At 68.1% G+C, this 14,161-nt stretch carries 10 protein-coding genes; 7 read left to right on the plus strand and 3 right to left on the minus strand.

Annotated elements, in window-relative coordinates; translation table 11 throughout:
• Positions 1-148 precede the first annotated feature (148 nt).
• Entirely contained in the window at positions 149-1,318 is a 1,170-nt protein-coding gene (locus FAZ11_RS01965) for a D-alanyl-D-alanine carboxypeptidase family protein (protein ID WP_420849687.1), read from the plus strand.
• Between the two features lie 12 nt (positions 1,319-1,330).
• Here FAZ11_RS01965 and FAZ11_RS01970 read toward each other — a convergent pair whose 3' ends face one another.
• Positions 1,331-2,296: an alpha/beta hydrolase gene (locus FAZ11_RS01970; protein ID WP_137279445.1), complete on the minus strand. Its 966-nt coding sequence runs from the start codon at positions 2,294-2,296 to the stop codon at positions 1,331-1,333.
• Between the two features lie 276 nt (positions 2,297-2,572).
• Here FAZ11_RS01970 and FAZ11_RS01975 point away from each other — a divergent pair, with 276 nt between their 5' ends.
• The 3 genes from FAZ11_RS01975 to FAZ11_RS01985 all read left to right on the plus strand — a co-directional run bounded on the left by FAZ11_RS01975 (position 2,573) and on the right by FAZ11_RS01985 (position 6,185).
• On the plus strand, positions 2,573-3,565 hold the full coding sequence (locus tag FAZ11_RS01975; protein WP_137279446.1) for a helix-turn-helix transcriptional regulator: 993 nt from the start codon (positions 2,573-2,575) through the stop codon (positions 3,563-3,565).
• A 95-nt stretch (positions 3,566-3,660) separates the two neighbouring features.
• On the plus strand, positions 3,661-4,593 hold the full coding sequence (locus tag FAZ11_RS01980; protein ID WP_167497003.1) for a SphA family protein: 933 nt from the start codon (positions 3,661-3,663) through the stop codon (positions 4,591-4,593).
• A 275-nt stretch (positions 4,594-4,868) separates the two neighbouring features.
• A complete protein-coding gene (locus FAZ11_RS01985; protein ID WP_058762616.1) occupies positions 4,869-6,185 on the plus strand; it encodes an APC family permease in 1,317 nt (438 codons plus the stop codon).
• 15 nt (positions 6,186-6,200) lie between these two features.
• Here the strand turns inward: FAZ11_RS01985 and FAZ11_RS01990 are convergent, their stop codons facing one another.
• Complete coding sequence (locus tag FAZ11_RS01990; protein WP_137279447.1) at positions 6,201-9,296, minus strand: hybrid sensor histidine kinase/response regulator; 3,096 nt, start codon at positions 9,294-9,296, stop codon at positions 6,201-6,203.
• 598 nt (positions 9,297-9,894) lie between these two features.
• Between FAZ11_RS01990 and FAZ11_RS02000 the strand changes: the two genes are divergently transcribed.
• The 3 genes from FAZ11_RS02000 to FAZ11_RS02010 all read left to right on the plus strand — a co-directional run bounded on the left by FAZ11_RS02000 (position 9,895) and on the right by FAZ11_RS02010 (position 13,040).
• Positions 9,895-11,367: an iron-containing redox enzyme family protein gene (locus FAZ11_RS02000; protein ID WP_058772941.1), complete on the plus strand. Its 1,473-nt coding sequence runs from the start codon at positions 9,895-9,897 to the stop codon at positions 11,365-11,367.
• Positions 11,368-11,437: 70 nt separating this feature from the next.
• Positions 11,438-12,400: a N5-glutamine methyltransferase family protein gene (locus FAZ11_RS02005; protein WP_058773004.1), complete on the plus strand. Its 963-nt coding sequence runs from the start codon at positions 11,438-11,440 to the stop codon at positions 12,398-12,400.
• Positions 12,401-12,461: 61 nt separating this feature from the next.
• Positions 12,462-13,040, plus strand: a complete 579-nt coding sequence (locus tag FAZ11_RS02010; RefSeq protein ID WP_058772940.1) for a glutathione S-transferase family protein — start codon at positions 12,462-12,464, stop codon at positions 13,038-13,040.
• Between the two features lie 50 nt (positions 13,041-13,090).
• On the opposite strand, the gene FAZ11_RS02015 is transcribed toward FAZ11_RS02010, so the two are convergent.
• The gene (locus FAZ11_RS02015) at positions 13,091-14,155 is read right to left on the minus strand and encodes a 2,3-butanediol dehydrogenase (RefSeq protein WP_058772939.1); all 1,065 of its coding nucleotides are present in this window, start codon (positions 14,153-14,155) and stop codon (positions 13,091-13,093) included.
• Positions 14,156-14,161: the final 6 nt, after the last annotated feature.

The following is a 14,161-nucleotide window of genomic DNA, read 5'->3' on the forward strand; positions in this document are numbered from 1 at the left end:
ACTATTGATGATAGTAGTCGCAGGTAAAATCGTTTCTTGAGTCTGAAGCAAAACGTTTCCTAAATTTTTCTTCATTTTCCTTCATTTGCGAGCCTTCCGGGCCTTGCCTAGGGTGGCGGGCCCTCCTGCTGAACCGGACTCGCCGCTCGTGAAACACCCCTTGCTCTGTCTGGGCCTCGCTGCCCTGGGTCTCGCCTGGCTCGGCCAGGTGGACGCCGCGCCCATCGCCGATGCCCTGATTCCCTCGCCACCCCAGCTGTCGGCCAAGGCCTGGGTGCTGGTGGACGCCACCACCGGCCAGGTGATCGCCGAAGAGGACTCCCACGCGCACCTGCCGCCGGCCAGCCTGACCAAGCTGATGACCGTGTACGTGGCGACCCGCGACATCCAGGCCGGGCGGCTCAAGGCGGATGACCAGGTCACCGTCAGCGAGAACGCCTGGCGTACCCAAGGCTCGCGGATGTTTCTCGATCCGCGCAGCCAGGTGTCGGTGCACGATCTCCTGCAGGGCATTGTCATCGACTCCGGCAACGACGCCAGCGTGGCCCTGGCCGAGCACATCGCCGGCAGCGAAGAGAGTTTCGCCAGCCTGATGAACGCCACCGCCCAGCGCCTCGGCCTGCACGATACCCACTTCATGAATCCCACCGGGCTGCCCGATCCCGAGCATTTTTCCTCGCCCTACGACATGGCGCTGCTGGCCCGCGCCATCATCCAGGACGAGTCGGCCTACTACGAGCTCTATGCCAAGAAGTACTTCACCTGGAACGGCATCCGCCAGCCCAATCGCAACCTGCTGCTCTGGCGCGATCACACCGTGGACGGACTCAAGACCGGCCACACCGAGGCCGCGGGCTTTTGCATGGTGACCTCGGCGCTACGCGACGGGCGCCGGCTGATCACCGCGGTGTTCGGCTCCACCTCGCTCAACAACAGGGCGGCCGATACCCAGAAATTGCTCACCTATGGCTTTCGTTTCTTTGAGAACCAGACTTTTGATACGGCCGGCGTTGCCCTGGGTACCCCGGCGGTGTGGGAGGCCGCGCGTTCGACCCTGCCGGTGGGCGTGACCCAGGACGTGGTACTGACCCGTCCCAAGGGCCAGCACACGCCGCAGCAGCGTCTGGTCATCAACGAACCGCTGGTGGCGCCCATCACCCAGGGAGACGTGGTCGGTCGTCTGGAGCTGGTGGATGGCGAGCGGGTGTTGCAGACGCGACCCCTGGTGGCCCTGGCGGACGCCGAGCAGGGCGGTTGGTGGTCGCGCTGGCCGCAGCACCTCTATCGGTTGGTGCTGCACTGGCTGGGGCGGATCTAGTCCGCGCCGGGCTCAGGCGTCGCGGTGCAGTTGTTCGCGCAGAAAGGCATTCATCCGCGCCAGGGTCCAGCGCACGTTGGGCAGTACCCCGAGCATCTCGATGAAGCCGTGGATCATGCCGGGTAGCTCGTGGTACTCGACGCTGTTGCCGGCCTTGATCAGGGCCTGGGCATAGAGGCGGGCGTCGTCGCGCAGGGCATCGCATTCGGCGCCGAAGATCAGCGCGGGTGGCAAGCCGGCGTGGGAGGGCGCATAGAGCGGCGATACCCGCGGGTCCAGGGTGTCCGCATCCTTGAGGTACATGCCGGAAAAGTAGTCCATCAGCGGTCTGGTCAGCGGTGGCACCTGGGCGTTCTCGACCCGAGAGGGGTGGTCCCAGGCGGCGGGAGTGTTGTCCACCCCGGGGTAGATCAGCACCTGGGCCCTGAGTCTAAGCGCTCCCCCGCGCAGGTGCAGGGCGGCCATGGCGGCGAGGCCACCGCCGGCACTGTCGCCGGCCACGGCGACCCTCTGGGTGTCGAGATTGAAGGCCGCGCCGGCCTCGACCAGCCAGTGCAGGGCGGCCAGGACGTCGTCGGGGCTGGCCGGCGCCGGATGTTCGGGGGCGAGGGCGTAGTGCACCGCCAGGACCGCGCAATCCGTACCCAGGGCGATCTGGCGACAGAGGGAGTCGTGGCTATCCAGGTCGCCGATCACCCAGCCACCGCCGTGCAGATAGACCACCACCGGCGAGGGCCTGGCGTCCTCGGCCTGGGGTCGATAGAGGCGCAGGGGAATGGGGCCCAGCGGCCCCGGTGCGGCCAGTTCCTGGATGCGTGCCATGGGTGCCGGCGGCAGGCCCAGGGCGCGATTCAGCTGCACATAGGCGGCGCGGGCCTGCTCGGGCGTGAGGCTTTCGATCGGCGGTTGCGGCTGCGCGGCCAGTTGCGCCAGCAGGTGGGCGACCTGGGGATCGAGGCGCGCGAAGACGTCGGACATGGGGCTTCTCCTGGGTAAGCTGGGCGCCAAGGCCGACGCCGGTTCGCCGCCAGCCTCGCCGGAGCTCCTGCGGGCGGTCTATCGATCAGATGAACGATGGCGTCTGGGGTGAGACCACCGCTAACGGACGACCGTTGCGCTTAAGGTCAGGCTTCAGGGGACTATCCTGCATCTGAACGATAGGCGGGCCGTGGCGCTCCGGTAGACTCGGACCCTAGCCAGGCCCCGTTCGGGGGCCGGCGCTCTACCCAAGACAATCAAAACAAAGGGGGTAGCATGGCCCAGTCAGCCGCCATTTCCTGCAGTGTGCCCGCCGCGGTGGTCGCACGCTTCAGCCAGGTCGTCCTGGCCTTGCAGTCCCGTCTGCGCGGCGGGGCCATTACTGAATTCCACGCCCAGGCCCTTGAGCAGTTGCACCTCCTGGTCGCCTTCGACAAGGCCTGGTGGGGCAACTCCACCTGGCGCGACGGGGTGCCGGTGGCGCACAGCGCCTTCCTGCTGGGCCTGCCCAGTGCCTATACCCGGGAATGGGACGCCCTCAAGACCCAGGACCGTGACCTCGGCGACTTGCACCAGGTGCAGGGCCGTTGCCAGGTATTCGATTGTCACGATGAGCAAGCCTCGCCGGCACTGGCCGCCCTGGGGCGCCGCTACGGCTTGGCCCATGGCCTGCGCATCGTGCTGACCGACGACCAGACCCGCCTGGGCGTGCACCTGACGCTGTTCCGGCAGGACCCAGGCAACCCTTTCACACCGCTGGAATGCCAGTTGCTCGAATGGCTGATGCCCCATCTGCTGCATGCCGAACGGGAGAGTTGCCTGCGCACCCTGGCGACGCTTAGGGACAGCCAGGGCAGCTTCGACGAACTGGCCCTGGCGGTAAGCGACCGCTATGGCGTGTTGCTGTCCATGGAGCCGGGTTTCGCCGCCCTGCTGGCGGCGGAGTGGCAGGGCTGGCAGGGCAATCGCCTGCCCGTCGGCTGCGATCCCCAGGACAGCTACCAGGGCCGCACCCTGCAACTCGACGCCCAGCCGCTGGGCGATCTGCTGTTGCTCAAGGCCCGCCGGCGCAGCGCGGCGGAGCGCCTCAGCGCCCGCGAGTTGGAAGTGGCCCAGTGTTTCGCCCTCGGCCAGACCTACAAGGAAGTCGCCCGCACCCTGGGCATGGCGCCAGCCACGGTGCGCCACCACCTGAGGCGCATCTACGAAAAGCTCGGCGTCAATCGCAAGGCGCAGATCGCGCAACAGGTCGCGGCCGCGCCCGACTGATCCCACCCCTTCGCTGACCCTTTCGCCACCCCTGGGCGCCCACCGCGCCCGGTGCGGCCGCGCTCGTTCGCTCGAAAGTCTTGAGGAGTCTTGCCATGTCCCGCTCGCCTGGAATCCTGACCCGTGCCGCCATCCTGGCGCTCGCGGCGCTGGCCACCACCGCCCACGCCACCGAGAAGGGCATGCCGACCACCGCTGCCGGGGTGCAGGATTTCGGTGCCGGCTTCATGCCGCCGTCGACGCCCTTCGGCACCCTGGGCATGCGCATCAGCGACTACCAGGCGCGGGTGATCAAGGACAGCCACGGCCGTGACGATGGCAATGACTTCGACATCAACGTCCTGGCCATCGGCCTGGCCTACCTGCGCATGACCGACCAGCAATTACTGGGCGCGCGCTACGGCTTCGGCGCCGTGTCGGTGTTCTTTCGCATGGACGCCAACCTCGGCGTCAACGCCGGTGGCCAGCGGGTGTTCAGCGACAGCGCCCAGCTGTTTCGCCCGGCGGATCTGCAGCTGATTCCGCTGATCCTCGATTGGCGGCCGGCACCGGGAGTGGGCATCAACACCCAGTTGTCGATCCAGGCGCCCACCGGCGACTACGACAAGGATCGCCTGATCAGCCCCGGCACCCACCACTGGACGCTCTCGCCAATCCTCAATGCCAGCTACATCAGCCCGCGCGGGCTGGAGCTGTCGTCCAGCTTCCAGGTCGACATCAATGCGCGCAATCCGGCTACCGACTACCGCAGCGGGGTGGAGTATCGTCACGAATTCGCCGTCGGCCAGCACCTCGGCGACTGGACCGTCGGCTTGGGCGGCTACTACTACCGCCAGCTCAGCGATGACGACGCCCCCGGCCTGACCCGCGGCAATCGCGCCCGGGTGGTGGCGTTGGGGCCGGCGGTGAGCTTCTTCCAACCCCGCTCCGGGCTGCCGGCGATCTGGTTGCACGCCTACAAGGAATTCGACGCGCGCAATCGGGCGGAGGGCTATACCGTCGCCCTCAAGCTCGGGGTGAGCTTCTAGGCCCAGGCGGGACGCTGCCACTCATCGACTCGTGAAGGGAGGAGGGGGACGGATGCCCGGCGCGGCAACGAAGCCGCAGGGGTAGCACGAGGCCGCGAAGCAGAGCGGACCAAGCGGCAACGCCCAGGACTGACGCCGTCTCGCTCAGGCTTGCGGGCGTCGACCGCGGTGCTGGCCGGGCCTGGAACCCGCCTGCTGGGCCGAATCTCTACGGAAGCAGGCGACGGCTGTGCGCCGTCGAATCGCCCCTCCGTCCTCTCAGGAGCTCTGCCGGCATGGCCCAGGAATCCTCGACCGCCCCCGCGACGCTCAAACGCGCCATCACCCTGCCCATGCTGCTGTTCTTCATTCTCGGCGACGTGCTCGGCGCCGGCGTCTATGCCCTGGCGGGTACCATTGCCGGCCGCGTCGGGGGCGCGCTCTGGGCGCCGTTGCTGCTCGCCTTGCTGTTCGCCCTGCTCACGGCGGCGTCCTACGCCGAACTGGTGACCAAGTATCCCAAGGCGGGTGGGGCGGCGGTGTTCGCCGAGCGTGCCTTCGGCCGGCCCTGGCTGTCCTTCCTGGTGGGCTTCTCGATGCTGGCCGCCGGCGTCACCAGTGCCGCGGGGCTGGCAGTGGCCTTCGCCGGGGGTTATCTGCAGGCGCTGGTGCCCTGGTCGCCTGGCTGGGTTTGCCTGGGCTTCCTGCTGCTGGTGGGACTGCTCAATGCCCGGGGGATCAAGGAGTCGCTGTCGGTCAATCTGGTGCTGACGCTGATCGAATTGTCCGGCCTGGTGCTGGTCATCGTCGCCGCCGGCTGGTTTCTGCTGCAGGGGCGGGGCGATCCGGCGCGACTGCTGGAGGTCGATGCACCCTCGGCCAGCCTGGCCATCCTCAGCGCCGCCTTGCTGGCCTTCTATTCCTTCGTCGGCTTCGAGACCTCGGCCAACCTGGCCGAAGAGGTGCGCGATGTCAGCCGTGTCTATCCAAGGGCGCTGTTCGGCGCCTTGCTCATCGCCGGTGTCGTCTACCTGCTGGTGGGCGCCGGGGCGGCGTTGGTGCTGCCCCTCGACCAGCTCAAGACCTCGGGGGCGCCGTTGATGGATGTGCTGGGCGCCTCGGGCCTGGGCGTGCCGACCCGCCTGTTCGCCGTCATCGCCCTGATCGCGGTGGCCAACGGCACCCTGCTGACCCTGATCATGGCCAGCCGCCTGGCCTACGGCATGGCGCGCCAGGGCCTGTTGCCCGGCGTGCTCGGCTGGGTGCTGCCGCGGCGCCGTACGCCTGGCGTGGCCATCCTCGCCACCACCGCCGTGGCCATCGCCCTGAGCTTCACCAGCACCCTGGACGTGCTGGCCGAAACCGTGGTGCTGCTCCTGCTGGTGGTGTTCATCAGCACCAACCTGGCGGTGCTGGTGCTCAAGCGCGAGAGTGTGGACCACCCGCACTTCCGGGTGCACTGGATCTTTCCGGTGCTGGCCTTGGCTTCCTGCGCGCTGCTGGTGGCCCAGCAGGGCGGGGCGACCTGGCTGCGCGCCGGGCTGATGTTGCTGGTGGGCGGGGTGCTCTATGGGCTGACCCGGCTGGCCGGGACGCGCCCGGCCGAGGCCTGAGGCGCCCGGCCGGCGTCAGGAGGCGACCAGTTCATAGAGGGTCTTCATGTCGGCGGGTTTGGTCAGGTGATGATCGAAGCCGGCCGCCAGGGCTTCGGCCTGGTCCTGGGGCTGGCCCCAGCCGGTCATGGCGATCAGCTTGATCGCCCGGCCCGTGGTGGTCTGGCGGATCGCCCGCGCCAGTTGATAACCAGTCAGGCCCGGCATGCCGATATCGGAGATGACGATGTCGGGACCGTAGCTGTGGAAGGCCTCCAGGGCTTGTTGGCCGTCATAGGCGATCCGTACCTGGTGGCCGTCCAGCTCCAGCAATTCAGCGATGGTATCGGCGATGTCCGGGTTATCGTCCGCCACCAGGATGCGCCGCTGGGCCGCTACCGCCGTTGCCGCTGCGGGCACCTCGGGCAGGGTCGCCGGCGGCGCGACGGTGATCGGCAGGGTCACGGTGAAACGGCTGCCCAGGCCGAGTCCCGCGCTTTGCGCTGTGATGTCGCCCCCCTGCAGCCGCGCCAGCTCGCGCGACAGCGCCAGGCCGATGCCCAGTCCCGCCGCGCGTTCCGCCTGGCGCGGATCGATCTGGCCGAACATCTGGAACAGCGCATCCAGGCGATCCGCCGCGATGCCGATGCCGTTGTCGGTGATCACCACCCGTACCTCGTCGTCCGCCGCCTCCACGGTCAGGGCGATCCGCCCGCCCGGTGGTGTATAGCGGGCCGCATTGCCCAGCAGATTGAGGAAGATCTGCTCCAGGCGTAAGGGGTCGGCATACAGCCAGAGCGGCGCCGTGGGCAGGTGCAGCTCGAAGGCATGGCCCTTGTCCTGCATCAGCACCTGCGCCGCGTCGGCCGCCGAGTCGAGCACGGATTGCAGGGTGACGAAGGCGTGGTGCAGGGTGATCCGGCCAAAGGTGATGCGGGAGATATCCAGCAGGTCGTTGAGCAGCGCGCCCATGCGCTCCACCTGCCGTTCGATGGTCTGGCAACTGCGTTGCTGCTGTGCGGGCGAGACCTCCGGCGCGGCGATCAGCGCCGCCGCGTGGCGAATGGGCGCCAGGGGATTGCGCAGTTCGTGGGCCAGGACGGCGAGGAATTCGTCCTTTTGCCGGTCGGCGTCGCGCAACAGCTTTTCCTGGTGCTTGCGCTCGCTGATGTCCTGGAACCAGACCGCGACGTTGCCATCGAAGGGCGTCGCGCTGACCTCCAGCCAGTGCCGGGCGCCGGCGGCATCCGGCCCCTGCAATTCCGCCGACCAGGCGCCTTCGCTGCCGCTGTGCTCCTGGCAGAGCTGGAGGATACGGGCGCTGGCCCACTCCAGCGTGGCGGTCGCCTCGGGCCGGGCATTCGCCGTCACCCCCAGCGTCGTCGCGCCGATGGGGTTGAGATAGTCCCAGGCGAAGGCCCCTTCGGCCTTGGGCACGGCGATACCGAAGCACACCAGCGAACTTTCCAGCGCCACGTGCAGGCGCCGTTGCGAGCGCAGCGCCGCCTCCTGGATACGGGCCCGGTCGATCACCAGCACCGCCTTGGAGGCGCAGAGATCGGCCAGGCGTTGCTCCCGTGCCGTGGGTTCGCGCGGCTCCGGCAACTGGATCGTCACGGCGCCGAGAGTGCCGTGCAGGGTGCTGCGCAAGGGCACGGCATGCAGGGCGGCGAAGCCTTCGCCTCGGCCGATGGCGGCCAGTGCGGCGAAGTCCGCCGAGGTTCCGAGATCACCGACCAGGACGCGGTCATGGGTGCGGATGGCGACGTCGCAGGCGCTTTCCTCGGGCCTGAGGGCAGCTAGCCGCTCCCGGGCCTCGGCCGAGAAACCGGCGGCGAAATACAGCTGGGCCTGCTGGGCGTCGTCCAGTAGCGACAGGCAGCCGAAGGGCGTCTGGTGGAAGCGGCAGAGCACCTCGAGGATCTCCTGCAGCTGTTGCGGCAGGGACGGCAGTTGTAGCAGCCGGTGATTCAAGCGTTGCAGGATCTCCAGGTCGGCGACCTGGAGCCTCAGCTCCTCCTGGCTCCGCTGTAGGCCGTGCAGGTAGTCGTCACGCTCTTCTTCGGTGAGGCGGCGCGCTTCGGCCGCGGCCAGCAGTGCCTCGCCTACCTGTTGGATCTCCAGCACATCGCTGGTCGGCAGTACCGGTTGCTGCCGCTGGCCGAAGGCCTGGGCCGCTTCCTGGAGCGCCTGCACCGGCCGGCTGATGCGTCGCGACAGGACCAGGGCGACCGTCCAGGCGAAGGCCACCGAAAGGATCAGGCCGCCGCCGTAGAGGGCGAAGGAGCGGGTGGCCGCCGCCGACATCTCGGCGGTGGGAATGCCGGTGGTAACCGTCCAACCGGACTCGGGCAGGCGGACGAAGGCCGCGTAGACCTCTTGACCTTCACGGGCCTGGGCCACGCCGATGCCTTCATCGCCGGGTTGCGCCAGCAGCTTGGCCAGTTCTGGCAGGGCCGGTTTGCCCAGGGTTTCCTCGTGCAACGTGGTACGGGCGATCCGCAAGCCATTGCGATCGAACACCGAGCCGACCCAGTGCTCGGGCAGGGTGCGGGTCAGGCGCGCCGCACGGATGCTGTCCGGCGTCATCACGGCGGTCAGCACGAAGCTCACCTGGCCGTTGCGCAGTACCGGTACCCGAACCGGAAAGGCCAGCAGCCCGGTAGGGCCTTTGGCCAGTTGCCCGACCACCGGCCGGCGCTGGGCGATCACCTCGGCGAAACTCGCCGGTTCGGCCAGGGGACCGCCCGGCGCCTGCCCCTGGGTGGACATCCGTCGCACGATCTGCCCATCGGGCGTGGCGAGCAAGATCGTCCGCCAACCCGGTACCAGCGGCAGTACCCGCCCGACCAGGGTGGCGAAATCGTCCAGGTTCCCGGCCAGCAGCAAGGGCGACTGGGCGAGCGCCTGCAGGATGGTCACGGCGCGGCGCAATTCGCTTTCGATGGTGGTGGCCGCCTGGCGGCTGGACTCCAGCGCTCGTTGTTCGGCTTCGTGTTGCTGATGATGCACCAGCAGCCAAAGGCCCAGCCCGGCGACCAGGGCCAGGGGAACGATCCCGGCGAAGGCGATCGCCAGCAGGCGGTTGCGCAGAGGGATCAGGCGCGCGGGGGGATTGGTCGACGGCGACATGTCGGCCTCAGTGGCGGAAAGTTTGGATTCTAGCCGGATACCCAAGGGTCGTTCGTCGAAAAAACGTTGCCTTCGCGAGAGCGGTAAATACCCCTGGAGCCCGCGCCCGCTCTAGGTTGCGACTGTAAACGAAGCGCCCGTTCATCGGCGATGAATGGGCGGTTCAACGCCACTTTGGAAGGCGCCATGCAGGCCAGGCAGCGCAGTCGCGACGACGCGAACGCCACCCTGAAGATCACCCGCGACCCCGGGACGGTGCTGGCGGGGATCGCTCGATCACCGAGATCAACTTCCTCATCGACATCGCTGCGGAGGAACAGGGGCAGGTCGCCCGTTCGATGGATCTCAACCTGGTGAGCCTTCGCGACCTATCGATCCAGATCTCCGCCGGTGCCCATCAGAGCACCGCGGCGGCCCACGAGGTGTCGCGCCTGGCGGCAGTTCCCGGTTTCGGCCGCCGACGAGTGGTACCTCCGGGAGTCCCTCGGCGTTGACGTCCGCAAGCGGGACGGTCCCGGTGGGCGCGGGCGCCAGGGTGGAACCAAGCCCGGTCCGCTGGGCCGAACGCTGTGATCATCAGCTGCCAGATGTGCCCCTTATGCAGACCACTACAAGAGCCGTTACCGGCCAGTACCAGGCGCCCACGCCCGTCACCTTCGAGCCTGCCAAGTCGCTCTACGCCGAGTTGCTGGTACCTCAGCCCAGCGCCGCCGCACGGGAGCGGGCAGGCCACTACCTCGCCGATCAGTTGCAGCTCGTGAGTCCTCTCGCGGCCGATCTGCCGGAAGACCCCGAGAGCCTGGAAGCCTGGATGCTGGAGAACACCGCTCGGGTCGGCGCCCAGTACCGCGACTACCTGGCCGCGCGCAAGGCCGGTGCCCCGCGGCGTTACTTCGGCAGCAAGGCCCAGGCGCTGTACTTCCTGAGGGGCGTCGCACCCACCAAGCTGGTGGATGGTGCCTGGCTCTATGGCACGCTCGCCCACTGGGACGACCTACGCTATCGCGCGGCCATCCAGATCTACCTGGAAGAGCTGGGCGATGGCCAGCCGGACAAGAATCACGTGGTGCTCTATCGCAAGCTGCTGGCCAACCACGGCTGCGAGGACCTGTCGCCACTGAGCGACGATCACTATGTGCAGGGTGCCATCCAACTGGCGCTGGCCCACCACGCTGATCGCTACCTGCCCGAGGTGCTCGGCTTCAACCTGGGTTACGAGCAACTGCCGCTGCACCTGTTGATCACGGCCTACGAACTCAACGAGCTAGGCATCGATCCCTACTACTTCACCCTGCACGTAACGGTGGATAACGCCGGCACCGGCCATGCGCGCAAGGCGCTGCAGGCGGTGCACGACGCCATGCCGGCCGACGGCCGCGCAGCCTTCTATCGGCGAGTGGTGCAGGGTTACCTGCTCAACGAACTGGGTGCCAGCACTACATCGGTGATCGAAAGCTTCGATCTGGAGCAGGCGGTGATCGAGGTCCTGGCGGAAAAGAGCAGCGTCGGCCGCTACGTGCACTCCGATTACTGCCGGATTGGCGGGCGCAGCGTCAGCGACTGGCTAGGCGATCCGGCGCAGATCCCCGACTTCCTCCAGGTGATGCAGGAGCAGGGCTGGATCAAGCGTCACCAAGACCCCACCAACAGCCGCTTCTGGCGCCTGATTCAGGGCGAGCGCGCGGAGATGTTCGGCGTTTTCACCGCCTATGAGCAGCAGCTGATCCATGACTGGATCGCCGGTGACTTCATCCATAGCGGCGCCAAGCAGCGCACCGCTGCCGAGCGCGTCGCGGTAGTGCCGCGCCGCGAGATCAGCTTTCGTGCCCGCCAGCGGCAGCAGGAACGGCTGTGTCCGGCGCTGGCGACGGAGCAGGGCATGGCGGCCAACGCCGCGAGCGCCCAGGCGAGTGACTGCGATAGGGACGAGGCGGCCCTGCAGCAACGCCTGGCCAGCCAGCCCAGTCGTGCCGCTGCCATGGCTCTGCTGGTCGAGCAGCTGTCGCCAGCCCGTCACCACAGCCGCGCCGGCCTGCTGGCGACGCGGCTATTCGTCGACCTGCTTGGCTAAGACCCAATACAGGACCCGCGAGGGTCCTTTTTCATTTCGATTGCCATTCAAGGATCTGCCCGTGACGGCCATGGAATATCCCGAACGTACCGCTGCTACCCCCGATCCCGCCGCGGCGCTGAAACTGCTGATCGAAACGCTGCGTGCAGCGGACTATCAGTTCATCACCCCGACCCCCGCGTCCCATGCGCGGGTCAACGCCCGTCCCGGCAATGCCTGGGCGCGGGACCTGCAAGGGATCTTCGGCTGGAGTCGGCCGTTCTCCGCCGAGCTGCTGCCGGAAGCCCTCATCGAGGCCCTGGCGGCGGCCGAGCTGCTGACCCCTGTGCCCGGCGGCTGGCGCAGCCGGGTGCGGATATCCAGTCTGGCTGACCAGCTGTTCGTGCATTCCGCCTATCCCACCGACGAGACCGATGCGGTGTTCTTCGGCCCCGACACCTACCGCTATGCCAACGCCCTGGAAGCCCAGCTGCGCCATGACACCGGTGCCATCCGCCGGGCGGTGGACATCGGCAGCGGCGCCGGCCCCGGCGCCATCCTGGTGGCCCTGGCGCGGCCCGACGCCGAGGTGCTGGCGGTGGACATCAACGAGCGCGCCCTGGCCCTGACCCGGATCAACGCCGAGCTGGCCGGGGCCGCCAACGTCAGGGCGGGCTACAGCGATCTGCTCAAGGACGTGGATGGCGACTTCGACTTCATCCTCTCCAATCCGCCCTATCTGGTCGACCCGGGCGAGCGTGCTTATCGCCATGGCGGCGGCCCGCTGGGTGCCGGGCTATCACTTGCGATCCTGGAGACCGCGCTGGAGCGGCTGGCGCCGGGCGGCACCCTGTTGCTCTACACCGGGGTGGCCATGGTCGAGGGGCGCGATCCCTTTCTGGCGGAGGTCCAGACGCGCCTGGCCGATAGCGCCTTCGCCTGGCGCTATCGTGAGCTGGACCCGGACGTTTTTGGCGAAGAGCTGGAGGCGGGCGTCTACGCCCATACCGACCGCATCGCGGCGGTCGTCTTGACGGTGACACGACCGAACTGACGTCACTCAAGGAGCGCTACACTGGCGGGCGGAACCTCTTCGTCTAGCCTAGGAGCCTGCCATGCAACTGCTGCTGAACCAGACCTCGCCCTACGCCCGCGCCGCGCGTGTCACCGCCCTGGAAGCCGGTTTCGGCGCGCGCCTGGAGCTGGTGTGGAGCGACCCTTGGAACGAGGACGCGCGACTGCTGGCGGCCAACCCGGCGAACAAGGTGCCCGTGTTGATCACCGACGAGGGCATCGCCCTCAGCGAAACCCTGCTGATCTGCCTCCATCTGCACCAGCTGGCGGGCGGCAGTGCGCTGGCGGCCGAGCGACTGCAACTGGCCGGCCTGGGGCAGGGCCTGATCGACGCCACCTTCGCTACCGTGATCGGGCGTAAGCATGGCGGCGCGGCCCAGGATGACTCGGTGCTGGGTGCCCGTCGGCTGGCGGCCATCGACCGGCTCCTGGAGCGCCTGGAGGCAACCGCAACGCTGGACGAGGAGCGCCTGGACTTCGGCCATTACCTGGCAGCAGTCGGCCTGGACTATCTGAACTTCCGCCTGCCGGAAATCGACTGGTCCGCTCGCGCGCGGCTAGTGGCCTTCCATCAGCGCCTCACGGCGCGACCCAGTTTCACCGCGACGACCTTCCAGTAAGTCAGTGAAAAGCCCCACGCGGCGGCCCCCGCCGGCCGCGTGGGAAAGCCCTAGAGCTCAATGAGGATCTTCAGTTGGGTCCCGCCCTTGTCGAGCAGCGCGTCGAAGCCCTGTTCCACCACCTCGTCCAGGGCGATATGGCGGGTGACGACCTTCTCCGCCGGTAGCTGCCCGCTGGCGATGAGCGCGGCTACCTGGGGCCACATCAGCGTCGAGTAGCACCAGGAACCGCGCAGGTCGACGTCCTTGTAGGTGAGGGTGAAGCCATCCAGCGCTGGCGGCTTGCCCTGCATCCCCACCTGGACCACCACGCCCTGGCGGCGCACAGCCTCCAGGCATAGCCCCAGCGGCGCCTCGGCGCCCACGCATTCGAAGGCCACATCCACCCCCACGCCACCGGCGGTGTGGGCGCGCACCTCGCGCAGCACGTCGCTGCTGCCGGGATTCAGGGTGATAAGGCCGTCCACCAGGCGATGGGCCATTTCCAGGCGGTTGTCGTTGAGATCCACCAGGAAGATGCGGGTCGCCCCGGCGGCGCGGGCGGCCAGCACCTGCAACTGGCCGATGGGTCCGGCACCGGCCACCAGCACGCTGTCGCCGGGTTTCACTCCGCCCCTGTGGGTGGCGTAGACGGCGACCGCCGTGGGCTCGATCAGCGCCGCATGTTCGGTGCTGAGGTCGTCCGGCATGGGGATGGCGTTGTAGTCCTCCACCAGGGAGTATTCGGCCATGCCGCCCCAAGGATGCGACAGGCCGATGATCGCCAGCTGCTCGCTGAGCTGGTACTGGCCGCGGCGGCCGTAATAGTCGTCCCGCGGCGAGACCATGGGCTGGATGGACACCCGGTCGCCGGGCTTGACGGAGGTCACCTGGCTGCCCACGGCCTCCACCACGCCGGAATACTCGTGGCCGAGGATCTGGGGCACCTGGCCGCCGGTATAGCTATGGGGTTCGGTGGGGATGAAGATGGGGCCGCCGACATACTCGTGCAGATCGGTACCGCAGATGCCGCAGAACTGGTTTTTCACCAGCACCTGGCTCGGACCCGGCGCGCCGGGCGGCGGGACGTCTTCCACCCGGATATCGCGGGCGGCATGGAAACGAGCAGCTTTCATGATGAG

The organism is Pseudomonas rhizoryzae, from assembly GCF_005250615.1.
In the GTDB taxonomy this organism is placed as follows: domain Bacteria; phylum Pseudomonadota; class Gammaproteobacteria; order Pseudomonadales; family Pseudomonadaceae; genus Chryseomonas; species Chryseomonas rhizoryzae.